The organism is Streptomyces sp. DSM 40868, assembly GCF_011820545.1.
GTDB lineage: Bacteria > Actinomycetota > Actinomycetes > Streptomycetales > Streptomycetaceae > Streptomyces > Streptomyces eurythermus.
Genome location: NZ_CP050504.1, coordinates 8,589,186 through 8,611,970, shown reverse-complemented (window position 1 = coordinate 8,611,970; position 22,785 = coordinate 8,589,186). Strand labels below are relative to the sequence as shown.

The 22,785-nt window shown below is 69.0% G+C and carries 24 protein-coding genes; 18 read left to right on the top strand and 6 right to left on the bottom strand.

The window, feature by feature from the left end:
- Positions 1 to 16: 16 nt before the first annotated feature.
- Positions 17 to 250, bottom strand: coding sequence for a DUF397 domain-containing protein (locus tag HB370_RS38775; protein WP_030785846.1), 234 nt, complete (start codon positions 248 to 250; stop codon positions 17 to 19).
- Positions 247 to 1,125, bottom strand: a complete 879-nt coding sequence (locus tag HB370_RS38770; RefSeq protein ID WP_244405847.1) for a helix-turn-helix transcriptional regulator — start codon at positions 1,123 to 1,125, stop codon at positions 247 to 249. Before HB370_RS38770 ends, HB370_RS38775 begins: the two co-directional genes overlap by 4 nt.
- A gap of 218 nt (positions 1,126 to 1,343) precedes the next feature.
- On the opposite strand from HB370_RS38770, the gene HB370_RS38765 reads away from it, so the two are divergent.
- Genes HB370_RS38765 through HB370_RS38745 form a run of 5 tightly spaced genes read left to right on the top strand, consistent with a single transcriptional unit; the run spans position 1,344 to position 6,174 of the window.
- A complete protein-coding gene (locus HB370_RS38765) occupies positions 1,344 to 2,834 on the top strand; it encodes a hypothetical protein (protein WP_030785850.1) in 1,491 nt (496 codons plus the stop codon).
- A 34-nt stretch (positions 2,835 to 2,868) separates the two neighbouring features.
- Positions 2,869 to 3,870 carry an asparaginase gene (locus HB370_RS38760; RefSeq protein WP_030785851.1) on the top strand — a complete coding sequence of 334 codons (1,002 nt, stop codon included), beginning with the start codon at positions 2,869 to 2,871 and terminating at the stop codon, positions 3,868 to 3,870.
- A gap of 40 nt (positions 3,871 to 3,910) precedes the next feature.
- The gene (locus tag HB370_RS38755) at positions 3,911 to 4,390 is read left to right on the top strand and encodes a PPC domain-containing DNA-binding protein (RefSeq protein WP_030785853.1); all 480 of its coding nucleotides are present in this window, start codon (positions 3,911 to 3,913) and stop codon (positions 4,388 to 4,390) included.
- A 60-nt stretch (positions 4,391 to 4,450) separates the two neighbouring features.
- Complete coding sequence (locus tag HB370_RS38750; RefSeq protein WP_244405843.1) at positions 4,451 to 5,665, top strand: hypothetical protein; 1,215 nt, start codon at positions 4,451 to 4,453, stop codon at positions 5,663 to 5,665.
- Positions 5,662 to 6,174 carry an NUDIX hydrolase gene (locus tag HB370_RS38745; RefSeq protein ID WP_030785857.1) on the top strand — a complete coding sequence of 171 codons (513 nt, stop codon included), beginning with the start codon at positions 5,662 to 5,664 and terminating at the stop codon, positions 6,172 to 6,174. The genes HB370_RS38750 and HB370_RS38745 overlap by 4 nt, the downstream gene beginning before the upstream one ends.
- 23 nt (positions 6,175 to 6,197) lie before the next feature.
- On the opposite strand, the gene HB370_RS38740 is transcribed toward HB370_RS38745, so the two are convergent.
- Positions 6,198 to 7,247, bottom strand: a complete 1,050-nt coding sequence (locus HB370_RS38740) for an aldo/keto reductase (protein WP_030785859.1) — start codon at positions 7,245 to 7,247, stop codon at positions 6,198 to 6,200.
- A complete protein-coding gene (locus tag HB370_RS38735; RefSeq protein ID WP_244405841.1) occupies positions 7,244 to 7,696 on the bottom strand; it encodes an ATP-binding protein in 453 nt (150 codons plus the stop codon). Before HB370_RS38735 ends, HB370_RS38740 begins: the two co-directional genes overlap by 4 nt.
- 628 nt (positions 7,697 to 8,324) lie before the next feature.
- Between HB370_RS38735 and HB370_RS38730 the strand changes: the two genes are divergently transcribed.
- Positions 8,325 to 9,200 (top strand): radical SAM protein, encoded by an 876-nt coding sequence (locus tag HB370_RS38730; protein WP_030785862.1) that lies wholly within the window; start codon positions 8,325 to 8,327, stop codon positions 9,198 to 9,200.
- A 32-nt stretch (positions 9,201 to 9,232) separates the two neighbouring features.
- Positions 9,233 to 10,369 carry a hypothetical protein gene (locus HB370_RS38725; RefSeq protein WP_030785864.1) on the top strand — a complete coding sequence of 379 codons (1,137 nt, stop codon included), beginning with the start codon at positions 9,233 to 9,235 and terminating at the stop codon, positions 10,367 to 10,369.
- A gap of 273 nt (positions 10,370 to 10,642) precedes the next feature.
- On the opposite strand, the gene HB370_RS38720 is transcribed toward HB370_RS38725, so the two are convergent.
- Together HB370_RS38720 and HB370_RS42775 are read right to left on the bottom strand one after the other, a co-directional pair.
- Entirely contained in the window at positions 10,643 to 11,131 is a 489-nt protein-coding gene (locus HB370_RS38720; protein ID WP_030785866.1) for a TrmO family methyltransferase, read from the bottom strand.
- A gap of 72 nt (positions 11,132 to 11,203) precedes the next feature.
- Positions 11,204 to 11,800: a hypothetical protein gene (locus HB370_RS42775; protein ID WP_342450980.1), complete on the bottom strand. Its 597-nt coding sequence runs from the start codon at positions 11,798 to 11,800 to the stop codon at positions 11,204 to 11,206.
- Positions 11,801 to 13,108: 1,308 nt separating this feature from the next.
- Between HB370_RS42775 and HB370_RS38710 the strand changes: the two genes are divergently transcribed.
- From HB370_RS38710 to HB370_RS38660, 11 genes are all read left to right on the top strand, one after another.
- The gene (locus tag HB370_RS38710; protein WP_244405839.1) at positions 13,109 to 14,389 is read left to right on the top strand and encodes a helix-turn-helix domain-containing protein; all 1,281 of its coding nucleotides are present in this window, start codon (positions 13,109 to 13,111) and stop codon (positions 14,387 to 14,389) included.
- 80 nt (positions 14,390 to 14,469) lie between these two features.
- The gene (locus HB370_RS38705) at positions 14,470 to 15,123 is read left to right on the top strand and encodes a hypothetical protein (protein WP_157855593.1); all 654 of its coding nucleotides are present in this window, start codon (positions 14,470 to 14,472) and stop codon (positions 15,121 to 15,123) included.
- Between the two features lie 116 nt (positions 15,124 to 15,239).
- On the top strand, positions 15,240 to 16,052 hold the full coding sequence (locus tag HB370_RS38700; RefSeq protein WP_051815842.1) for an ATP-binding protein: 813 nt from the start codon (positions 15,240 to 15,242) through the stop codon (positions 16,050 to 16,052).
- A gap of 182 nt (positions 16,053 to 16,234) precedes the next feature.
- Positions 16,235 to 16,669, top strand: a complete 435-nt coding sequence (locus tag HB370_RS38695; RefSeq protein ID WP_348273530.1) for a DUF6415 family natural product biosynthesis protein — start codon at positions 16,235 to 16,237, stop codon at positions 16,667 to 16,669.
- Positions 16,670 to 17,147: 478 nt separating this feature from the next.
- The gene (locus HB370_RS38690; RefSeq protein ID WP_051815844.1) at positions 17,148 to 17,603 is read left to right on the top strand and encodes a hypothetical protein; all 456 of its coding nucleotides are present in this window, start codon (positions 17,148 to 17,150) and stop codon (positions 17,601 to 17,603) included.
- 55 nt (positions 17,604 to 17,658) lie between these two features.
- On the top strand, positions 17,659 to 19,314 hold the full coding sequence (locus tag HB370_RS38685; protein ID WP_051815846.1) for an ATP-binding protein: 1,656 nt from the start codon (positions 17,659 to 17,661) through the stop codon (positions 19,312 to 19,314).
- Complete coding sequence (locus HB370_RS38680; RefSeq protein ID WP_030785883.1) at positions 19,304 to 19,735, top strand: roadblock/LC7 domain-containing protein; 432 nt, start codon at positions 19,304 to 19,306, stop codon at positions 19,733 to 19,735. The genes HB370_RS38685 and HB370_RS38680 overlap by 11 nt, the downstream gene beginning before the upstream one ends.
- Before the next feature lies 1 nt (position 19,736).
- Positions 19,737 to 20,120, top strand: coding sequence for a DUF742 domain-containing protein (locus HB370_RS38675; RefSeq protein WP_051815848.1), 384 nt, complete (start codon positions 19,737 to 19,739; stop codon positions 20,118 to 20,120).
- Positions 20,098 to 20,712: an ATP/GTP-binding protein gene (locus HB370_RS38670; RefSeq protein ID WP_030785889.1), complete on the top strand. Its 615-nt coding sequence runs from the start codon at positions 20,098 to 20,100 to the stop codon at positions 20,710 to 20,712. Before HB370_RS38675 ends, HB370_RS38670 begins: the two co-directional genes overlap by 23 nt.
- Positions 20,713 to 20,722: 10 nt before the next feature.
- The gene (locus tag HB370_RS38665) at positions 20,723 to 21,301 is read left to right on the top strand and encodes a GAF domain-containing protein (RefSeq protein WP_037702147.1); all 579 of its coding nucleotides are present in this window, start codon (positions 20,723 to 20,725) and stop codon (positions 21,299 to 21,301) included.
- A gap of 218 nt (positions 21,302 to 21,519) precedes the next feature.
- The gene (locus HB370_RS38660) at positions 21,520 to 22,767 is read left to right on the top strand and encodes an acyl-CoA dehydrogenase family protein (RefSeq protein ID WP_030785895.1); all 1,248 of its coding nucleotides are present in this window, start codon (positions 21,520 to 21,522) and stop codon (positions 22,765 to 22,767) included.
- The last annotated feature ends 18 nt before the right edge of the window (positions 22,768 to 22,785 follow it).

Sequence of the window (22,785 nt, the reverse complement as noted above, 5' to 3'; positions counted from 1 at the left end):
CGGCGCGCTAGGGCAGTCAGAGGTCAAGCAGGAAGTCGAAGTCTGTGTCCTTCGCGCCGAGCAGGAACGCCTTCGCCTCGCCGGGGGTGAAGACGTGGGGCAGGCGGTCCGGGTTCTGTGAGTCGGCGATCAGAACGTACCCGTTCTTGACGCCGACCCGCACGCAGTTCCCGCCGCCGCCGCTGTACTTGGACACCGTCCAGTCGACTGAGGTCAGGTCGAACGAGGACGGGTCCGGCTTTTTGGTCACTGTTCGAGCTCCTTGATCTTTTCTTTGAGGCGCGTACGCGTCTCTCCAGGGTCCAGCGCGCGCTCCCACAGCTTGGTGAAGGCCGCCGTGTAGCGCTGAACGTCGTCTTCGCCGTCGAAATACACCGAGCTGACCATGGTCTCCACCCACACGACCTCGCGGGCGGCTTCCGGGAAAGTCATCAGGACGAAAGCACCTGCGGAGCCCGGGTGAAGGCCTATCGCTTCCGGCAGGATGCGGATGGTGTTCCGAGGATGCTCGGATTCAACGAGTATCCTCTCCAACTGTCGCCGCAGCACCGATCTGTCCCCGATGGTGTCAAGGAGTGCCCTTTCATCCACAAGAGCGCGGAACTCCTGCAGCGCACCTTCGCGCACCTGCTGCTGGCGGTCCATGCGGACGTCCACGAGGGCCTTGACTTCGGCAGGGCGCAATTCTGGGCGCATCCGGGCGATGACGATGCGTGCGTAATCCTCGGTCTGGCACAGTCCCGGCCATACGTCCCGTTCGTAGTTGGCCAGTCCGGCAGCCCGTCGCTCCATCATCAGGAAGCCCTCGAACTGCATGGGGCCGAGGAGGTTGGCGTTGCGCCGCCACAGCGCAGGGCGTGGTCGACCGGCCGGGGTGGTGTCAGCACCCAGGAGGGCCAGGATCTGCGAACGTTCTGTGGTGTTGGCCTGGTAGCACTCCAGCAGCGCCTCGACGAGGTCGCGGGGGACGCGGCGGCGCTGTCCGCTCTCCAGTCGGCTCAGTCCGCTTTTGTCGATCCTGATGCGGCGTTGGCGCAGTATCTCGTGGTCTGCTACGTCGCCCTGGGTGAGGCCGCGTCGCTCCCGCAACTCCTCAAGGCGCGCGCCGACTTCGCTGAGGGTCAACGACCACGGCGTCCTCGCTTCTGGCATGGGGGCCAGTCTGGCGGGTTGCCGCCCTCTCTACAAGCAATATGGCCGAACAATTTGTTCGGCCATATTGCTAACGGCTTGCCTGAGGGAGCATTCTAGCGAGGGTCACGAAGTGTGCAGCGTCCGTCGCCACGCGTGGGGGCCGTTCCGCTGCTCTGCTGCCCGTACATGCCCAGGGAGGGGCCGCCGCGATGCGTCGGACGCTTTTCAGCCTCCTGCTGAAGGAACGCGACCTTCTGCGGTGGGAAGTGTTCTGCGTCCGCTTCGCGGCGGCCGGCCGGGAGCTCGCCAGCGAAACCGGCAACCGTCGACTCGCCACGACCAGCGTAGGGCGTACGACGTTCGATAGGTGGTCTTCGGGTACGTGGTTCGGCCGTCCGCGCGGTGAGGCGGCGCAGATCCTGCAGCACATGTTCGGACACACAGCCGCTGAGCTGTTCAGCCCGGCACCCGGCGCGAGCGGGTCGTCAGGGGCTCCGGAGTTGGCAGTCGCGCGCATCGGCTCACGCTGGCCCACGTCCAGCTTGCTTCTCCCCGCAGGCGGGCCGACAGGCATCTGGGATATTGCCGGACGCCGATGCCTGGACGGCACCAGTGCAGCGGTGCACCTTCTTCCTGTCACCAAGCGGGGTGAAAGCGCCCACGTGCGCGACCTGAGCCAGGACGGGCTGCACGACCTTCAGCAGTTCTTACGGCCGGCGCGCCGTGGGTTCCTCGTCGGAGTCGAAGAGGGACATCACGACGTCAACCTCTACGTCCGCGATTCCACAACCGCACGCAGGACCACTTTGCCGGACTCCCCTGCCGCCGGGGTCATCTCGATCCCCTCGGCGTACCTTTTGGACGACCTCACCTACGGCATTCTGTGGGCGCTCACCCAGCTCGATGACGGCCTCCTGGCCGATGACCAGGCGCTTGACGCAGAGCTGCACCTGCTGGACACCTACCTGTCTCTGCCTCGTTCCGCGCCCAGTCAGCTCCTGTTGGACCTGACCACTGCCGGCAGTAGCTGGATGGGATCGGCGTTCTGCGCCCGTCATGTCGAGCAGGAGTTGGCCGATGCTACGGAGGTCCCGGTCTTCTGGACTCGTGAGCAAAGCGGAGAAGAAGCGGCCTGCTGGCTGTTCTTCAAGCACAAGCTGGACTACCTCCGGTCCCTCGAGCGGTTCCATGGTCCCGCGACACAGACCGTCCGGGTCTTCTGCCTTCCGGAGGCCGAAGTGGCACGCGCCGAACGCTACGAGAAGGTCCTGCTGCTGTTGGCGATCGCCCTCATGGAGCGTTTCGGGATCCGGGTCAGGGTGGTGCCGAAGCCGGAGTACTCGGAGGTGGACGGGGTGGCCCTTGTTCCTGGCCGGCGCGCCGTCATCGCCAACTGGGTGCGGGTCCCCGGCGGAGCACTGTGGGCTGCCGGCAGTACCTCGTCCCGCGGGGAGTTGCGAACGTACGCCAGCGTATTCGATGACGCGCAGAGCACCGATGTGCTGGTGGGCGAGGACTCCGCATCCCGTCTGCGGGCGCTCGCGGGGTACCTGGGTCTGGACTGGCAGTGGCTGACGGCCCGGTGCCACGAGCTGGGCGAGTACGGCGCGGCCGGTCTCGTCCGCCCTCGCAGCCGTCTGCTGGCCGTGGAAGCGCTGGACGAGGCTCTGCTCTTCCTCGGCAAGCTCACCTGCGCGTGAACCCGCCCGCTCCCGCCACGCTGAAAGGCCCTTCGTGCTCCTCGCTGATCGTGACCCGAACCGCACCGTTCTTGTGCTCACCCTGGGTGGCACCATCGCCATGACGCGCACCGCGGCATCCTCCGGCGTCGCACCGACGCTGACCGGCGCCGACCTCGTGCGCGCCGTACCCGGCCTTCACAGCGTTGCCACGGTCACCGTGGAAGATTTCCGGCAGATGCCCGGGGCCTCCCTGGCGATCAGCGACATCGTCGCCCTGGTGGACCGGCTGAAGCGGGCCGTCAGCGAGGGCGTCGACGGGATCGTGGTCACCCAGGGCACCGACACCCTCGAAGAAACCGCGTACTTGACCGACCTCTACTACCCGGGCAGCACGCCAGTGGTCTTCACCGGCGCGATGCGCACGGCCGAGGCGGCCGGCGCCGACGGCCCGGCGAACCTGCTGGCCGCAGTGCAGACCGCCGTGAGCGCGCAGGCGCGGGGAGCGGGTGTCCTTGTTGTCCTGGGCGATGAGATCCACGCCGCTCGCCACGTCCGGAAGATGCACACCACCAGCCCGGGAGCTTTCGGTTCCCCGGACATCGGTCCGCTCGGCCACGTGGTGGAAGGGGCAGTGCGACTCCACCGCGCACTGAGCGTGATGGCTCCCGTGCCGCTGCCGACCGGCGCCCTGCCGCAGGTGGAGATCGTCACCGCGTCGTTGGACAGCAGCGGGACGTTGCTGGAGGGCCTGGAGAACAAAGTCGCCGGCCTGGTGGTGGCCGCGTTCGGCGCCGGCCACGTCCCCCGGACCTGGTGCAGCCGACTGGAAGCGCTGGCGAAGGCGATACCCGTCGTCCTCGCATCGCGCATCGGCACCGGTCCCGTCCTCGCCTCGACCTACGCCTTTCCTGGCTCAGAGAGCGACCTGCTGGCCCGCGGTCTCATCAGTGCCGGCGCACTCGATGCCTACAAGGCCCGTCTGCTCCTGACCGCCCACTTGGCCGCGGGCTCACCCCGCTACGAGATCGCAGAGGCGTTCCTGCACCATCCCTGATCCGCCCCGGCCCCGACCAGCACGAAGGACGACTGTGCCCATGCGCTACACCCAGGTCCACACCGGCAGACAGTTCATGCTCGCCCTTGATCACGGAGAGGACCTCCTGGAAGGTCTCATCCGGTTCTGCGCCGATCGGGGCATCCAGGCCGGGTACATCCCGACGTTCGTCGGCGGTCTGCGCTCTGCCCGGCTGGTAGGTTCCTGCGAGCCCCTCGCCGACCCCGAGGCCCCCTTGTGGGAGGAGGTCACCGTCGAATCGCTGGAAGCACTCGGCGGCGGGACGCTCGCCTGGGACACGGACAAGGACTGTCTGGCCCCCCACATCCACGTCGCGGTCGGCATCAAGGGGAAGTCGGCCGAGGGGCGGGTTTCGCACCTGCTCGGCGCTACAGTCCAGTTCATTTGTGAGATCCCCATCGTCGAGGTCACCCATCCCCAGCAGGCGCCGGCGTTGACACGGCTCCGCAGCGCGGACCTGTACGACGTGCCCCTTCTCAGCTTCGGCCCCCGCAGCTGAAGACGGCAGACGACGATGCGGAGGACGATCCGGTTCCCGACGGTGGTCGAAGCACACCGTATGCGCCTCTACGAGACGTTCACGCTGCACTTCGAGCGGGCGGCTAAGGAGGTGGCCCGACTCGACGGCAACCCCTCCCTGGCCTCCGTGTACGTCTCGCGGTCCACGTGGGACCGCTGGATGGCCGGGGACATCAAGGGGCTACCGCGGCAGGCGACATGCCGGGTCCTGGAGCACCTCTTCGGCGAGCGTGCCGAGCAGTTGTTCGGCCCACCAGAGCCGGATGCCGGACAGCAAACCGCCGACGGGACCGTCACGGCACCGGCGAGCGCATTACCGGCGTCCCCGCACCTGGCCGCCTTGGCCTCGTTCCGCCTCGCGGACCGCCAGCTCGGCGGCGGCCACGTCTACCGCTCCGTGCTCCACTACCTCAATACGGTCATCGCTCCCTGCCTCTTCGGCGCAGCGGACCATCATGACGACGGCGAGACCGCCTTCGGTGCGGCGGTCGTCCTCACAGAGATGGCGGCGTGGATGGCCCACGACGCCGGACGAGACGACATCGCAACCGGGCATTTCAACCGTGCCTTGCGGCTGGCGCAAAGCCTTACCGACGTCGCAGCGGGCGCCAACGTGCTGGCCGGCATGAGCCATCTGGCCTTGCAGACCGGGCAGCTCGCCACCGCCGCCGATCTCGCCCGCAGCGGACTCACACGACTGTCCACCGGACCGACGGTGCCGACTCTCGCCGCCCGTCTCCACGCCATGGAAGCAAGGGCACACGCTCAACTCGGCGCCGAACGGGAAGCACGGCGAGCACTCGACACGGCACGAGGCGCCTTGGAGCTCGCCCCTACAGCGCCCGCGGCCCTGTGGGTAGCGCCGTTCGACGAAGCGGCTCTTGCCAGCGAAGCCGCCTCCACGCTCCTGGATCTCGGCGTGCTCACCCAGGCAGTCGAGGAAGCAGAACGTGCCGTGGCGCTACGCGATGCGAGCAGGGTTCGCAGCAGGGCGTTCGGACACATCACGCTTGCGCGAGCCCTGCTCGCGCAAGGCCAGCTCGACGCTGCATGCTCGGTCGGTCTGGAGCTTCTGACCGCCTGCCAGTCCGTCACCTCTTCCCGGCTCAGCGCTCAACTGGAAGCATTGATGTCCGACTTCGACCAGCATCATCAGGTCGCAGAGGTCCGGGAGCTCCTATCGCGTATGTCCGCTACGGCACAGCACCGTAGATTGCTGCTCGGCAGTCTCGCGCTTCCGGAAGGTCCGCAGTGAACGATGCACCCAAGCCGGGGGAGCCCGGCCGTGACGCCTACCTGGCCGAAGGGAACGCACGGCAGGCCCGGAAGCGGACAGCGGCGGACGCCCTGATCCGAGACGAGCACGGCAGACTCCTGCTGGTGAACCCGACCTACAAGGAAGGGTGGGATCTACCCGGCGGAATGGCCGAAGCCAACGAGCCACCCGACGATGCCGTTCGACGAGAAGTGCGTGAAGAACTCGGCCTGAGGATCACCAGCCTGCGGTTCCTGTGCGTGGACTGGGTCGAACCGCACGGGCCGTGGGACGATCTCTTCAGCTTCGTCTTCGACGCCGGTGTCCTGTCCCCCGGCGAGGCCGACGCGCTCAAGCCCAGCGACGAGGAGATCTCCGAGCACTGCTTCTTCGAGATACCGCAGGCACTGCCACTGCTGCCGGACCGCCAGCGGGCCCGGACCCTGCACGCCTTGCAGGCCCTCAACGATGGCGTACCACGCTACCTTCGCAACGCCGTCCCTCTCTGATCAACAGCCGGCCTCTTCGCCGGTCACACGCTGACCTCCACGGCAGGGGCACGCCTGCGCGGCCGTGTCAAAGCGTCCTGGATACGGGAGAACACCACGTCGATCACCGCGAGCTCCTCCTCGGACAACGGCTCCCCCAAGCAAGGGAGGCTGTAGCCCGCCTGCTGCTCGTCGCCGACACCGACGACCGCCACCGCGTTGCCGGCCTGCTGAAGGAGAAACCGTAAGGCCACCCGGGCCAGGGCGTCCGGGGAACCACCGAACAGGCCGGCCAGTTCCGCGATGCCAGCAGTGATCGCTGACGTCGCGGCTTTCGTGCAGCCAACCGCCGAGCTACCCCATGCGGCCAGGGCGCGGAGTGGGGAGCCGCCGGCCAATGCGCCGTGCGCCAGCGGCGAGGAAATCACCAGGCCGACACCACGGCGGGCGGTGAAGATGCCGAGGTCTTCCCCGTTTCCCAGGTCGGGCAGTGGCAGCAGGCCGCTCGCCTGCGTCCAGACCACGTCAGGACGGATGCGGTCGAACAGGTACAGGAAGCGTCGTATCGAACAGGCAGGGGACAGGAAGTCCGGCCCGCGCAGACCTATAGCCCGGATCAGGCCGAGATCGCGCAGCGCCCGCATCTGGTCGATGACTGGGTCGAGGTACCGGTCTCCGAGGCCGAAGTCGTCGGACTCCAGGGTGTAGAGGGCCAGCTCGTCCAGATACAGGTTGTCCAAGGTCTGTTCCAGCTGGTGCCGCACCCGCGGGCCGGCATAGGGGTGAGCAGCGGAACCCTGGATTCTGCCGACCTTGCTGGCGACCTGCGCCCTGTGACCCCGATGTTCCTTCAGGACTTTACCGAGAAGCCTCTCTGAGTGGCCGTTCCGCAGGCTGTCGGCCGTGTCGAACAGCTGCGCGTCATCCTCGCCTGCGCTGTCCTCCAGGGCGCAACGCAGGGAGTCGAGCAGTCGTGCGTCGTCCGGCTGGACGGCAGACGGCGACCACCGTGAATTCCCGCAGCCGATGCCCAGCGGGCGCACCACCAGTCCCCGGGCCAGGCAGCGGGATCCGAGATCGCTTGGTGTCGTCACTCAGCGTCTCCCGTCCGGTGCATGAAGATCGCGGTAACGCGCTTCCCCGCGCTGTCGCGCTGGACTCCCCAGGCACTCGCCAGTGCATCCACCAACAACAGGCCCCTCCCGTGTTCGTCGTCCTCGCCGGCCGCTAGAGGTTTCTCGGGTACCTCCGCGGTTTTGGCCTCTCGGTCACGAACCTGGACAGCCACTCCCCAGTTGTAGACGTCGATGACCATGGCGAGCGCTTCTCCTGCATGCTCGACCGCGTTGCCCACCAGTTCGTCGGCCACCAGGACCACGTCGTCCAAGTACTCGCCGTCAGCCTTGCCAGCGAGCGCTGTGCGCACTACGCGGCGGGCGGCGCTCTGCGGGGCCTTGAAGCCGCAGAGGTCGATGGCAGCGTGCGTCGTGGGGCTGCCGCAGCCGTGGTCGCGCGACAAGGCTGTGCCGGTGGAACCAAGCACGGGGGATCACTCCTCGCTGCATCTCGCAATGCATGGGGCACGGACCGGCAGGTCCTGCTGAATACCGTGGACCATCCCACTGCGCGAGCGACAGTGAACCCGTCCCCCACTTCTCCCCACTTCGAGGCCGTCACCGTCCTTCCGCATCGTCAGCGGGCGGACCGCACAGGCATGCGCTCTTCGCGGACATCCCTCACCGCGATATGTCGGCAACGAGGCCACTGCGCATCGACCCCGGCAGGTGCTTGTAGGCACAGGAGACAGTATGAAGGCCGCTCTCAGCTGGGTGGATTCCAAACAGCCAACCGCCACACTCAGACAACAACCCCCGGGCTCTAACAGAAGTCCCCATTGAAGTCAAGGGTTTCCGTGGAAGTGGGGAAAAGTGGGGGCGGGAAGCCGGCCGCCGCAGACAACACTCCATCGTAGGCATCGCCACCGGAACCACTGTCCGATTTCAGGCTGTTTACCCATTCCTTGGTCAGTGGTCAGACAGGTACGCCGCCATATCTCCGCACTGCTGAAGTGGGGAGAAGTGGGGGCCATTTTCGCTACCGAAGCATGCCCGGAAACCGCGACGCTATCCCCAGAAGGCACCGCCCCCCTTCCTCAGCCCTAGGAAGCCCTTATGCCGATCGCTCACCATGCGCCTCCCGGAGAGGCTGCGCGTCTGCAGTTCGTGTCGCTGGAGCTCACCTCGCGGTGCCAGTTCACCTGTCCGCAGCACTGCTACGCCGAATCCGGCCCGACGCAGGGGCATGGCAGCATGACCGATGACGACTGGCGCCGGGTCATCGACGAGGCGGCCGCCCTCGGTACGGACACGGTGCAGTTCATCGGTGGCGAGCCCACCCTCCACCCGTCCTTCACCGGCCTCGTCCACTACGCCCTGGCCCACGGGCTGCGGGTGCGGGTGTACAGCAACCTGTTCCGTGTGCGGGCCGAGCACTGGGCGCTGTACGCCCGTCCCGACGTGAGGCTGGCGACGTCGTTCTACAGCAGTGACGCCGCCGAGCACGACCGCATCACCGGGCGGCGCGGCTCGCACGAGTCGACCCGCGCGAACTTGCTCGAGGCCGTGCGCCGCAGTATCCCGGTGAGGGTCGCTGTCATCGGCGGCGGACAGCGTGCGGAGCAGGCCCGCGCCTACCTGCTCCGGCTCGGCATCAAGGATGTCACGGTCAGCCCGGTGCGGGCCGTCGGAAACGCTGCCGTGCCGTCCGTGCTCCCGTCCACGTCGCAGCTGTGCGGACGGTGCGCGGACGGGAAGGCCGCGGTCCTCCCGGACGGCCGGGTCGCGGTGTGCGAGATCGGCCGGTTCCTGACCGGCGGCAGCGTCAAGGACGGTGAGGGTTCTCTGGCCGCGGTCCTGAGCAGTCCCCGCTGGCGGCAGCTCGCCGCGGGTATCCCCCGCAGCGCGGGCCCGTGCCCTCCGGACTGCTCGCCCAACGATGACTCCTGCGGACCCTCCAGCGGCGACACCTGCGACCCCGCGGACGGATGAACACCGCAGACCGAGAAGGAGGGAGATGTCCCGTGGATGAGCCGTGGGAGAGCCACGCGCGCCAGCTGACCGGCACGGTAGTGCGGCCGGAATCGCGCTGGCACGAGCCGCTCGCGACCGTCCCGCGTCACCTGTTCGTGCCGCGCTGGTGGGTCAGGGGCGAGGGCGGCCGGGTGGTCCGCGACGGTCCCGGCGACCCGGACGCGTGGATGCGGGCCGCCTACCGTGACCGGACCCTGGTGACCCGCGTGGGCCCGCTCCACGCCGACCACGCCGAGCCGGGGACCGTGGTCAGGGGCAGGACGACGTCGTCCTCGACGATGCCGAGCCTGGTGGTGACCATGTACCGGTACGCCTCGCTCGGCGAGGGCTGCCGCACCCTGGTGACGACCGGCTCCGGCTACGGCACGGCCCTGCTGTGCCGGCGGATCGGCGCGGACCAGGTCACCAGCGTCGATGTCGACCCGTATCTGGTGCAGGCGGCGGCCGAACGGCTCGGCTCCATCGGGCTGTCTCCGCACCTGGCCGTCGCCGACCTCACCCAGCCCCTCCCGGACCAGTACGACCGGATCGTGGCCACCGTCTCCGTCCCGCGCATTCCGGCCGGCTGGCTGGCCGCGCTGCGACAGGGCGGACGGCTGGTGACCACGGTCTCCGACACCGGGTTGCTCATCGTCGCCGACAAGACCGACGACGGCGGCGCCACCGGGCACGTCGCCTGGGACCGGGCCTCGTTCATGTCCGCACGCACCGGCGACGACTATTCGCCCTCCACGCTCGACGCTGTCTTCGACCTCGCCACCACGGCCGACGGCGAGGTCTCCGTGTCACCGCTGCCGGTGCTGGATGTGGCACAGGCGTGGGAGGTGTGGTCGATGCTGACCCTGACCGCGCCTGGCATCGAACACCGCACGGACACCGCCGCCGACGGCACCCGGACGACCTGGATGGCCCACCCGGACGGCTCCTGGGCTCGCGCCCGCACGCCGGCGGGCGAGCGCACCTCGACCGTGCACCAGGGCGGCCCGCGCCGCCTGTACGACCTGCTCGAAGAGATCCGCTGGCGGTGGATCGAGCACGGCGAACTCCCCGTCTACGGAGCCCAGGCCCGCATCGCGCCGGACGGGGCGATGACCCTCTCCCGTCAGGGATGGTCGGCGATCCTCTGACGCCGCCCCGCGCACCCCCGCCCGCACCCCCTGCCTCACCAGCACACGCTTTCCGGGAAGGACTATGTGGCCTTCCGCCTCGGTTCTCCCATCCCCCATGAGGACGTCACGACGATGAGCATGGTCACTGGCGGCGACCCCGCCCTGTTGCCGCGGCTGAAAAGCGAACGTGCCGCAGGGGACAGTGTGGTGCCTCAGCCTCCTCGGCCTCTGGCCGTAACTCCCGGAATTCGCCTGTACGGAAAGCAGGCCGCCCATGAGCGAGTGGCCGGTTCAGGGGCGCTGGCTGGCGTCCTTCCAGTAAGTCTGGAGCATCTCGGTTGGCCATTGCGGCTGGTAGACGGGGCCGCGCGGCAGCATCTCCTGGAAGACCGGGGCCAGGTCGATGACGGGGGTGCCGTCGTCGGCGTCCAGGTCGACGACATGGAGATCGCGGCCGTCGACTCCAAGGAGTCTGGGGTAGGAGGTGGCGATGCGGGCGGGGCGTCGGTGGTTGCGGTGGACGAGGCCGCCGGTGGCCGGCCATGCCGGGTTGTCGCGAGGACTGCGTGGCTCGAGCTCGATGTCCTTGTCCGAGCCCAGGCTGAAGTGCCACGTGACTTCGAGGTGGCTGAACTCCTCGATCCCCTGCAGGGCGCTTTCCGGGATGCCCGGCACGACGCGGATGATCGACTCAACGTTGCCCTTGTAGTCGTCGAGGCGGCCTGTGTGCCCACCGACGACGGTGGCGATCACCGGCACCTGGATGTACTCGTCGAACACGCTCTGCCCTTCATGAGTCGTCAGCGGTCCGGGAAGGGGCCCTCCCCGAGCCAGTTTGCCCAACGGTACGGGTCAGATGGATCCGAGCATGGCCCGGGCCCGGGCATCGAGTTCGGCGGCGTGGCTTCCCGCGCGGTTGCGGAAGGGGGACAGCGCCCGCCGCATCTGGACGACGGTTTCCCTGGCTCGTCCGGACTGCACGCCGGTCATGGCGTCGAGTGCCTGGCTCCAGGTGTCGCAGGCGCGGTCCAGGTGCCCCTGCTGAGCCTGTACGGCGCCGAGGTATCCGAGGGTGACGGAATGGGTCCGGGCGAACTGGGCTCGTCGTGTCCGGACGCTGCGGATGAACTGCTTCTCGGCTTCCGGAAGTTCGCCGAGGTCGCGCAGCGTGGCGGCGGTCTCGTGCGCGAGGCTGGCCTCGGCGAAGAAGAAGACCCTGTTCGGTTCGTCGTCGTCCGCGTCCGCACGGCTGAGGTCCCGCTCGGCACGCAGCAGTGCGGCAACAGCGGCTTTCTTCTCGCCGGCGGCGGCCAGGCCGCGGGCGTGGACCACGCCGAGCAGCGAGCGCTCGCGCCAGCAGGCCTGGGCGTAGCGGCGGCTGGAGAGGGAGGCTTCGGCCAGTCGTACGGCTTCTTGGGGTTTTCCCAGGTCGACGGCTTGGTGTGCCATGGCCCGCAGGACGTGGCCGGCCAGGGGGCGTCTCCGGCTTCCTCTGCCAGCTTGGTGGCTATGGTCAGCCATTGCTGGGCGACGGGGTGTTCGCCTGCGTCGAAGGCGGTCCAGCCGGCCAGGTAGGCGAGTTCGGCGGCTGCCGAGGTCATGCCGCGTCGGATGTCCTCGGTGGGGAAGCGGCCGTTGAGCAGCTCTGCGACCTCGGAGCGGAGGTAGGCGACGAGGGCGGTGCGCCCGGCGCGTCCACCGCGCTTTTGATCGCGGCGGGAGAAGAAGGCGGCCATCTCTCGGACGGCTTCGACGTCCTGAACGGTGACCCGGTAGTCGGACAGCGGCCTGCGCGCCCGGGCCCGGTCTATGGCCTGCTCGAACCAGCGGTCCTCGGGGACGGCGAGTGCGGCGAGCGAGTAGACCGAGTTGGTCAGCAGCCGGCGGCGGTTGATGTCCATGTCCGTACTCCCGAGCGTCACCAGCGTCGTCAGGGTGTCCTCGCTCCACGCCGGTGGCTGCGGTTCCGGCTCGGCCGGCGCCGCCAGTCCGATGTCGGCGAGCGTGATGCGGCGGCCGAGGCCACGGGAGAGCGTCTCGGCCAAGATATACGGTGCGCGGCCCTCGATTGGAGACCCTGCGATCCAGCGGGCGATGTACGGCTGGGCCACGCTCTGCAGCTCGCTCGCACCGTGTTCGGCCGCCACTGCGCGGAAGCGGGCGGCCAGCTGCCGCTGAGACAGGCCCAGTTCCTGGATGACGGCCTCCAGGCGGGTGTTGCGCGTGCGCCCCATGGTGCGCCCCTGTTCCCGAAACGATCTTGTATCACGTGTATCGCGTCGGTGAGCCCTTTGGGATTTCCCCTGGCCCGCGAACGCGGTTTTCTCGTGGAGACGATATTCCCTCAAGTCCATCGCGGCGTAGGGGAATCGACGACCTCATCCCCAGGACAACACCGGTCGGACTGGCAAAGCCGCTCGTCCGGTGGCAGGCGAGGAGACGTGCCGATGAACGTGCACTGCCAAGGCCGGCGGAGCCCTTCCGGGTCCGCTGCGACGGCGCCGGACGGCAGTGCGGCTCAGACACCCCGCTGGGCCACACCCGACAGCACCCCGCCGCGAGGATCAGCCGGAACCGAAGGGGCAACTCAACGAGCCCTGGTCGAGCGCGCTGTCGCGTACCCCTGCGCGGACCCCAGCGCGGACACGGCCGCTCAGCTGAGGCTGGACCAGCTGGTGACGGGCCGTACGTCAGGGGCTGGCGGCTTCGCGTGCCCGTTGAGCACGCGAAGCCGTTTTGGCCCCAGCGCTCAGCGCGGTGGGTACCGTTCTGAGTGTCGAGTTCAGAACGGAGTCCATCATGCCCGAACCGTCAGAGCACATCGGCCGTCGCGTGCGGATCGCCCGGATCGCCGCAGGGTTGTCCCAGAGCGAGCTGGCTGGTCTCCTCGGCCGCTCCGACCGCTGGATCGAGGAAGTCGAGGCCAGCCGTCTCAGCCTGGACCGCTACTCCGTGATCTGCTCCATCGCGGAGATCTGCCACGTCGACGTGGTGTGGTTGCTCGGCCAGCCCTACCGCCTTACCCGCGAGGCCGGTTCGACCGCGCACTCCTTCATACCGGCGCTGCGGACGGTGTTGCGGCGGGCCAGCCTGATTCTGTCCAACCATCCCGGGCTGGCACCGACCAGCGCGTCTGCGGACATCGACCGGATGCGCGCGCAGGCCACGGCCGTGAGCCGGGCGCGGCAGAAGGCGTCTTTGTCCGATGCCGCGTCCCTGCTGCCCGGCCTGCTGGAGGAGTTGAACACCGCGCTGCTGGCGCGGGACCGCGGGCCGGAGCGGACCGCGGTGCTGACGCTGGTGGTCGACGTGGCACGCAACGCCCGGCAGACGCTGAATCAGCTGGGGTATCCGGACCTGGCGTGGAATGCGGCCGAGGTCGCGGCCGGCGCGGCGACGCAGCTGGACGACCCGATCGCCAAGGCGGCTGTGGCGTGGGACCGGTGCGGGGCGATGCTGCATCAGGGGTCGATGCCGGAGACCGAGGCGATCGCGCTTGCGGCCCTGCGCGATCTGGAGCCGTTGACGTCCGGCGGCGACGAAGCGGCACTCGCGCTTCAGGGAGCGCTGACCTTGCGGCACGTCATCGCCTGCGCGCGTGCAGGGCGGAGCGAGGACGCCTGGGAGCACACCCAGCGGGCGCTGGAGATCGCCGGCCGACTGCCCGCCGGGTTCGCGGATCTGCGTTTCCATACCGTCTTCGGGCGCCCGAACGTGCAGGTGCATGCGGCCGAGGTGGGGGTGGAGATCGAGGAGCCGGGCAAGGGCCTGTCCTTCGTGGAGGACGTGAACGTGGCGGACGTGCCGTCACGCGAGCGGCTGACCCACTACAAGATCGACCGGGCGCGTGCTCTGCAGCAGATGGGCAAGGCCGCGGAGTCGGTGCTGACTCTCCGCGAAGCGGCGGCCGGTGCTCCCTTGTATGTGTACGCCCATCCCATGGCCCGGGCTCTGGTGGAGGACCTCGCCCGCAAGGGTGTTCCGTCACAGGCCGCTGCCCTGTCCGGGCTGGTGAGGAACATGTCCCTGGTCGCCTAACAGCGGGTAGGCATATGCCAGTTGGCGACCTTCAGAAAAAATGTGGGTCGCCTCCCTCCCCGTACCTCATCCTCGTTCCCATGCAGGTCACCCACCACGACGGCGCCTTGACCAGCCCCGGGGACACAACCTCACTCCACGCTCTGCACGGACGCGATACACGCGACTGCGCACTCGCCTACACCCAGGTCCTCGGCTGGCCCATCGCGGTCGGCCACCGCTACAACCGAAGCGCCGGATGCACCTGCGGCACGGTCAACTGCCCCGCGCCGGGAGCCCATCCGCTCACCGAGCCGGTCGTGCCGCTGACGGCCGGCGAGCTGGCTGAGGAGATCGAAGCACGTCCCGGGGCCGGGCTGATCGCGCCGTGCGTGCGTTTCGACGCCGTGAGCGTGCCGTACCCGGCCGGGATGGCCTTGACTGTGGCCCTCGAGCAGCAAGGGGTCTATGTTCCCTGTCTGCAGCGGGACCACGGCGTTGCCGTCTTTCTCCTGGCACCGGGCTCCGGTCGTCATCTGGCCGGCCAGGGCGTCAGCGTCCGCTCGGGCGCGACCGCGTGGACGGCGTTGCCGCCGTCCCGGAACCTGCGATGGGACACCCTCCCCACCGCACATCAAGCTCTCCCGGAGGCGACCGAGTTGCTCACGCCTCTGCGAGGAGCGCTCCGGGGCATACCAGGTGACGACGTCACCCACCCGGGCGACCAGAGCCGAAAGCCCCCTCCGCAGCTGTAAGCCGCCGGACGCCCTTCGCCGGGACTGCCCGTGCCTAGGTCTTGCTTGGCCTTCCCCGCTTCACCCGGCCCGTCCCTTGGATGACGGAAAGACGGATTCCTGTGAACGCTCAACGATTGCTGTCCGAACGCGCGGTCGCGTACATGTGCGCGGACCCCAGCACGGTTACGGCCGCCCCGCTGAGGCTGGACCAGCTGGTGGCGGATGCCACGCGGCAGGGACACACCGTGCACACGCGTGTCTGTGACCCCGACCCGGTGACCGCGCCCTTGCACGAGCGGCGCGGCTGGGCCACGGTCGTCGGCACGGTCGAGGCCGGCCTGGCCGACGCGGTGATCGTCCGTTCGCTGTCGGACCTGGCTGTCGAACAGTGCGACCGGATCCCGATACTGGGATGGCTGGAGACGGCGGGCGCCCAGCTGGTCACGCTGGGGACCTCGTTCCCGGACGCCTCCTGGGCCGCCCTGAGGGAGGGCACGCCGTGCGACGGCCAGGTTCTGGCAGCCAGCAGCCGCGTCGTACAGCAGGTTCAGGACTACGCCGCTGTCCGGTCCAGCGTCCAGCTGGGCCGGGGCCTGATCGAGAAATGCCTGGCGATGTGGGGCTGGGCCGCGGAGACATCCGTGGTGAAAGACGTCTGCCTGCTCGCCAGCGAGCTGCTGACCAACGCCATCGTGCACGGGTGCCGCGAACAGAAGGACACCATCACCGTGACGGTCGAGTGCGACGCGGACCGCGTGCAGGTGTCCGTCAGCGATCCCTCCAGCTTCATGCCGCGTCCGTGCAGCCCGGCTGCCGACAGCGAGTCCGGCCGCGGTCTTCACCTCATCGCAAAGGTCGCTGAGCAGTGGGGAGTCATCCCCCGGGCGGACGCCGGCAAAAGCGTCTGGTTCGCCGTGAGTCTGCCAGGAAGGGCGTCAGCCTCGTGAACGCCTCCGCCCAGCCCATCGGCACCACCGCACCGCTGATGCAGCACAGCGGCCCATCGGCCCGCAGACGCCAGCGACTTCCCCGCGTTACCACCTACCGGAGTTCCGTCTTGTCCCTCTTACTGGCTCACCGCTTCAGGCACTCTCCGACGGCACCGGCCAGCGTTCTGCGTATCCGCCTTGTGCGTCGGACGCCGATCGCCCAGCGAGATCGCACCGTGGCAGCGGCCGAGACGGTCGCCTTGGTGCTCGACGACAACGTGCCGCTGCCCGAGACATCGGACGATGTCGAGACGCTCGCCGCCCGGCTGCGGGAACACATCAGCCAGCTCGCGCCGAGTCTGCCCACCGGGGATCCGACGGTCACGCGCGCGCAGAGGCTCAGCGCGACCACTGTCCCGGAGGGGTATGTGTCCAGCCGCGTGCACCTCATGCACCTGGCCGAGGCCACCCAGAGCGTCATCACGGCCGTGCGTGGGCGCGGCAGCGTCGCGGGGCCTGCCAGTCGACTGCCCGGTCCACGGCCGAGGATGCCCAGCCGCAATACGGTGCGCCTGCTGGTGTTCGCCGTGGCCTTGGCCACGTTGATTCTCGCCGCATCGGTCCCGCGCGCATGACGAGCCGGCGTCACCGCCAGGACCGCCGTAGCCGGGGTGGCTGACGTGACCGTTGCGGGCGCCGTTGTGACCGCTGTGATCGTCGGTGCCATGGCCGCTCTGCTGCTCCTCGCGGACCGGCAGGCCGAAGGTCCGGCGAGCCGCAGGACCGGTCCGGACGACGAGCGGCCGACCGAGCCACCAGCAGGTCAGTGAGCGAACCGCTCGCTGTCGAACGTCTCCCCCAATCACCACCAGCTGCTTTCTCTTCACCGTTGAGGACCGCAATGTTGTGCAGCAACTCCCCCGACCGCTCGGACAGGCCGCGTGGCCGTGGACAACGGCCCGCGCCGGCCGACAGGTACGCGTCCTCCGCGGCAGCCGGGTGAGGCCTCGTCTCCGTTCTGGGGCCGCACGGCATGCCCCGCTACGGCGGCACCAGAACGGCCCTCGCACCCGTAGTTCCCGACGGATTCTGTCCGTCCTGACCGGAGAGCTGATGACTCCCCTTCTGAGCACGCGCTACCAGTGGCAGCTGGGCTTCGCCGAGATACCCCGTCCTCTTGCGCTGCCGCGCGACTACGACGTCGTCCGGGTCGGAATGGTGCTGGGCCTGTCCGCGATCGAGACGATGATTGACGAGGCCCACCGCGTCGGGCCGCTGCTGTGCTGCCTTGAGCACCGCAGGTTGCTCGTGCCGGTCAGGGCCGGAACCGCCCACTGGTGGGGGGCGCCGCACTCGGACTGTGTAGACGGGGCCGTACGGCAGTGCAGGCCGGACGGAGGTTGGGCGGGCTGCCACAGCCGCCTGTGGATGTTGCCGGCCGGGCGGCTGGCATCTGCGACCACGGAGCCGGGAGCGCTGCATCACCACCTCAGCCAGACCCGTTCCCAGTTGCGAGACGTCTCCGGCCAGCTTCAGGCCGTGGGTGTGCGGGAGGCCTGTCATGCGTGAGGGTGGTCGCGCCAGTCACGCTCGCCGGCGTCGCCGCACAACGCCGGTACAGCGCGTGGCCACTGCGCAGGGCCTGCGGCGGCGTTTGCGCCTGATCGGTGTGCTGCCCGGTCTGTGTGCTCTGCTCACACTGCTGGCAGCCGTGCCTGCGGTGGAGCCGGGGTACGGCCGGGTGGTCGTTGGCGGGGCCACGGTGCTGTGCGGGCTGGTCTGCGTGGTCGCCTGGCGGCTGAGCGGTACCACAGCGGCCGCCGTGGACGCGGTGGAGACGGCTCGCCAGCAGGCGGAGGCAGCTCGTCTGCAGGCGGAGGCAGCTCGTCTGCAGAAGAACGCCGACCAGGTAGCCCAGCTGCGCGCTCGTCTGCCGGAGGCGCTCGAAGAGATCCAGGTCTTCGTGGATCAGGTGCGGCGCGGCGAGCAGCCGCAGGTCCGGGCCGTGCAGCAGGCGGATCCGGCCGGGGACCCGCTGGCCCGTCTCGCGTGTGACCTCAACGAGTTCGTCCAAGGCGTGAAGTCGTACGTCGCGAGGAGTTCGGCCGACCGGGACCGGGCCGCGCTGCTGGTTCTGGGCCGGCGGATGGTCACCCTGACCACCGCGACCATCTCCGGCTTCGACCGCCTGGAACAGAAGATCGAGGACCCCGACATTCTCGGCCCGGTCTTCCGCCTGGACCACAAGGTCACCAGGGTGCACCGGTTCGCCGCAAGCCTGATCATCTTGGGCGGTGGTGCACCGAGGGAGTCCCGCACGCCCGATGAGTTGTCCTTGGTGATCTGGCACGCGCTGCAGGAGGTGGAGCACTACGAGCGTGTCACCGTCATCACGCCGGTCGACACGCTCGTCCGGGGACGTGTCACGGCCGGTCTAGTGCATCTGCTGGCCGAACTCATCGACAACGCCGCCAACTTCTCCCCTCCGGATCAGCCGGTCACGGTGCGGGTGAGCCGGGTTCCTGCCGGGTTCGCCATCGAGGTCGAGGACCGCGGCTCCCCCATCCCGGCTGACACCATGGAGAACCTCAACCAGCTGCTGGCCGACCCGGCCTCCCGTTACACCGGTGAGTACGTCCGGACCGGACGGCTCGGCCTGTGGGTCGTCTCGTTGCTGGCCAAACGCTTCGGGGTGCGTGTCCAGCTGCAGACGAACGCCTACGGGGCCAACAGCGCCATCGTCGTGCTCCCGGCCGAGCAACTGCATGCCGACAACGAGCCCCGGGATGCTCAGCCGGTAGTCGGCCGGGTGCCCGTGCGGCAGCCTCACCAGCCCGGCGCCGGGGCCGGTTCGGGTGAGGTACCGGCGGAGACGACGCTCGCGCTGCCGGCCGTCCGGCTCCCGGCCCGGCAGCCGGTGGCGCCCCGTCCGGCTGGCGGGCGAGCCGCGGAACCGGTGGCTGCGCTGCCCCGGCGCGTTCCGGCACGAGCGGGACAGCCCGCCGTCAGCCGTACTCACCCGGCGGGCGAGCAACCGTCCGGGACCACGGATGACAGACCGCCGCTGGCCAGGCGCGAGACGTCGCAGAAGTACAGCCACCCTGGCCTGCGCACCGAACCGGAGGCCGGTGACAGCTCACGCGCCGCTCCCAGCCCCGCCCTGGCACGGGCGTTCTTCGCAGGGGGCCGTGCCCCCGCTGCGCACGACGTCGACCGCGACGCCCCGCGCCCTGACCTGACGAGCCACACCCCCCACGAGGAGAACGATCATGCCGAATGACCACCACAGCATCGACTGGCTGCTGCAGGACTTCCTCGACAAGTCCAAGGGCTCCGGTGTCATGGCCGTCGTCCTCACGTCGTCCGACGGGCTGCTGATCGCCAGTCGGAACATCGAGGACAACGCCGCGACAGGGAACGCCGACATCCTCAGCGCGCTGTCCAGTGGCGTGCACTCCCTGGCCAAGGGCGCCAGCCGGCAGCTGGGCGCCGGACCGGTGGCGCAGACCCTCATCGAGATGGGCGAGGCCCACCTGTACATCAGGGCGGCCGGTGACGGGGCCATTCTGGCCGTCATGGGCCAACCGGACGCGGACCCGGGGCAGATCATCTTCGAGATGTCCCTGCTGGTCGGGCAGATGCCGCAGAACCTGTCGGTGCCCGAGCGCCTGGCGCCGGCCGCCGCACGGACGCGCGGTTGACATGAGCGGGCACGAGACAGCGGACTTCGCCGAGGCCGGGCTGGGGGCGCCCCGTCCTTACGCTCTGGTCCGAGGCCGGGTCAAGCCGTCGAAGGATCTCGAGCTCACCACCCTCGTCGTTCTCAGCGCCAACTCTCCCAGCACCCCTCTGCAGCCCCACTACGCGCGGATCGCCGACCTGTGCACACCCGTGCCCTGCACGGTGGCCGAGATCGCAGGCAGGCTCAAACAGCCGCTTCAGGTCGTCAAGGTGATGGTCAGCGACATGATCGTGGATCACTACCTCGTCGTCCCTCCAGCCCCTGGGATGTTCGGCTCCGAGGCCGTCGGCAGTGACCTGGACCTTCTGAAGGACGTTCTCAATGGTTTACGCAACCTCCTCTGACGCACTGCCCGTGGTGGCTGCGAAGGTGCTCATCGCCGGCGGGCTGGGCGCCGGCAAGACCACGATGGTGGGCGCTTTGAGCGAGATCGGCGTGCTGTCGACCGAGGAAACCATGTCCCAGGCCGGCATCGGCGTCGATCACCTGACGGGCACCGAGCCGAAGACCACCACCACCGTCGCCATGGACGTCGGGCGCATCACCCTGCCCGCCCACAGTCTTGCCCGCGGGGCCTACCTGGTGCAGATCATGCTGTTCGGCACACCGGGCCAGGACCGCTTCTGGTTCCTGTGGAACGACCTGGTACGCGGGGCCATCGGAGGGATCGTCCTGGCCGACACCCGGCGCCTTCAGGACTGCTTTCACGCCGTGGAGTTCTTCGAGAGCCGTGGCACGCCCTTCGTCGTGGCGGTGAACGAGTTCGACGGCGCCCACCGCTACTCCGCGGACGAGGTACGTGACGCACTCGGTCTTGCTGCCCGTGTGCCGGTACTGGCCTGCGACGCCCGCAAAAGGCCCTCGGCCCGCACCGTCCTCACGGATCTCGTCTCGCACGCGATCGCCTGCGCCGACACACCCGCCGTTTCGATCTGAAAGACCTGTGATGACTACCTTCAACAGCGAGACCAGCCGCCACGGCCTCCCGGAAGACCACGAGCTGCCCCGCCGGCTGGAACTCCTCGCGGAGCTGGGCCTGGACCAGCAGCGCCCGATTCCCGAACTGGACGCGCTGGCCGACCGGGTCGCCGACGCCTTCATCGAGCGCACGGGACAGCCCTCCTTCCGTGGCATCGTGAACATCGTCGCGCACGAGCAGTTTTTCGTCGGGCTGTCCCGCCCCCGGTCCGGCGGCCACAGCACGAGCCAGGACCCGGATCCGGTCGCGGACCGCATCATGCCCCGTACCGAAGGCTGGTGCGTCTTCACACTGGCCCGGCGTACGGCATTCCCGCTCAACAACGTCCTGGACTATCCGCGCAGCGCGGGCAACGGCGCGATGCACCGGTTCCGTGTCAAAACCTACCTCGGTGCCCCGATCATTCACGCCGCGACCGGCATCTGTCTCGGCACGATCTGTGGTGTCGGCACCCTGACGACGCAGTGGACGCTCGCCGATGTCGAGCGCATGAAGGAGTTCGCGCAGGAGGCCGGCGGCCTGATGGAGCAGCGGCCCAGGTTCTAGCCGAAGGGTCGCGTACACCCTCATCCGTCCGTAGCCGGAGGAGGGAGCCCACATGGCGCCTGACACCTGCCTCGCCCAAGCAGCACCGCAGGTGTCGGCAGCGGATCCGCGCGTCGGCTCCCCCTCCGGCAGGTCCGGCCACGGACACCCCTCTTTTCCGCCACCCCCTCTCCGGAAGTCCCAGCCAGCACTCTTCGTCCAGGCACAGGGAGACGACCATGCCCACCACCCCGCCACCGCCAGCACTCCAGCCCTACCTCACCTCCCGCCACACAGCGCTGTGGCACGAGGCCGACACCGTCGCGGCCAAGGACATCGCCCCGCGCGTGCTGCGCATGGAAACAGCGCCCCACAACGTGGAGCGTCACGTTTCCGGAACCTTCGCGAAGCGTGGCTGGTTCGCGGTGACGGTCCCCGAAGAGTTCGGCGGCATGGGGGCCGGGCACGTCGCCAAGACGATCCTGATCCACCGGGTCGCCCTCGTGTCGGCCGCTGCCGGGGCCATCCTCCAGGCCACGCTCATCCCCGTCGGTGCTCTGCTGAACTGGGGCACCGACACCCAGAAAAAGCACTGGCTGCCGCAGGTCGCCAAGGGGACGCTGCTGCTGTCGATCGCCACCACCGAGCCGGCCGCGGGAGGCCACATCGGCGGCATCGAGACCACCGCCGACCGCTGCGGGGACGAGTGGGTGATCACCGGCAGCAAGACCCACATCGGCAACGCGCACCTGGCCGGGGCACATCTCGTCATCGCCCGCACCGCCAAACCGGGCGTGCCGCCCTCAGGGGCGCTGACCGCGTTCCTGGTCGAGTCCCACCGCAAGGGCCTCAAACTCGCCGGTCACCAGCTCAAGGTTGGGCTCCACGGCTTCTCCGCCGGTCGTCTCGACCTCGACCAGGTGCGCGTCCCGGACGAGAACCGGATCGGCGAGGTCGGCCGGGGGCTCGACGTCGCCATGAGCAGCAGCATCCTCTACGGCCGTGCCAACTTGGCGGCGGTCAGCCTGGGCGTGCACGAGAAGGTCGTGGAGACCACCGCCTCCTTTCTCAAGGGACGCCCCCGCTATGGCGGTTCTCTGTCCGACCACCCGGTGGTACGGGATCGCCTCGGTGAGATGGAGTCCCGTCTGCGGGCCGCCCGCAACCTGGCCTACCACGCCGTCTACCTCCGTGACCTGGGCCTGTCCTGCGACGCGGAGCTGATCAACTCCAAGCACCTCGGCCACTCGTACGGGGTGCGGTCCGCCCAGGAAGCCATGGAGCTGCACGGCGCGCACGGCCTCAGCGCCGACTACCCCCTGCAGCGGCTGTGGCGCGACGCCCAGTGCACCTACCCGCCCGCCGGCACGGGCGAAGTCCAGCGCATCCAGCTCGCCCACGCCGCCTTGGACGAGGAGCCCATCCAGTGGTCCGAACGCCTCCCCCCGGAACCAGCCTGGACGGCAACCAGCCGCTCCCCCGCGTAAGCCCCCACGCGCGCCCGC

Coding starts and splice junctions, on each gene's coding strand:
- HB370_RS38670 (WP_030785889.1), top strand. CDS start 20,098: ATGGTTTACGCAACCTCCTCTGACGCACTGCCCGTGGTGGCTGCGAAG.
- HB370_RS38675 (WP_051815848.1), top strand. CDS start 19,737: ATGAGCGGGCACGAGACAGCGGACTTCGCCGAGGCCGGGCTGGGGGCG.
- HB370_RS38765 (WP_030785850.1), top strand. CDS start 1,344: ATGCGTCGGACGCTTTTCAGCCTCCTGCTGAAGGAACGCGACCTTCTG.
- HB370_RS38750 (WP_244405843.1), top strand. CDS start 4,451: ATGCGCCTCTACGAGACGTTCACGCTGCACTTCGAGCGGGCGGCTAAG.
- HB370_RS42775 (WP_342450980.1), bottom strand. CDS start 11,800: ATGGCACACCAAGCCGTCGACCTGGGAAAACCCCAAGAAGCCGTACGA.
- HB370_RS38660 (WP_030785895.1), top strand. CDS start 21,520: ATGCCCACCACCCCGCCACCGCCAGCACTCCAGCCCTACCTCACCTCC.
- HB370_RS38730 (WP_030785862.1), top strand. CDS start 8,325: ATGCCGATCGCTCACCATGCGCCTCCCGGAGAGGCTGCGCGTCTGCAG.
- HB370_RS38680 (WP_030785883.1), top strand. CDS start 19,304: ATGCCGAATGACCACCACAGCATCGACTGGCTGCTGCAGGACTTCCTC.
- HB370_RS38755 (WP_030785853.1), top strand. CDS start 3,911: ATGCGCTACACCCAGGTCCACACCGGCAGACAGTTCATGCTCGCCCTT.
- HB370_RS38665 (WP_037702147.1), top strand. CDS start 20,723: ATGACTACCTTCAACAGCGAGACCAGCCGCCACGGCCTCCCGGAAGAC.
- HB370_RS38705 (WP_157855593.1), top strand. CDS start 14,470: ATGCAGGTCACCCACCACGACGGCGCCTTGACCAGCCCCGGGGACACA.
- HB370_RS38690 (WP_051815844.1), top strand. CDS start 17,148: ATGACTCCCCTTCTGAGCACGCGCTACCAGTGGCAGCTGGGCTTCGCC.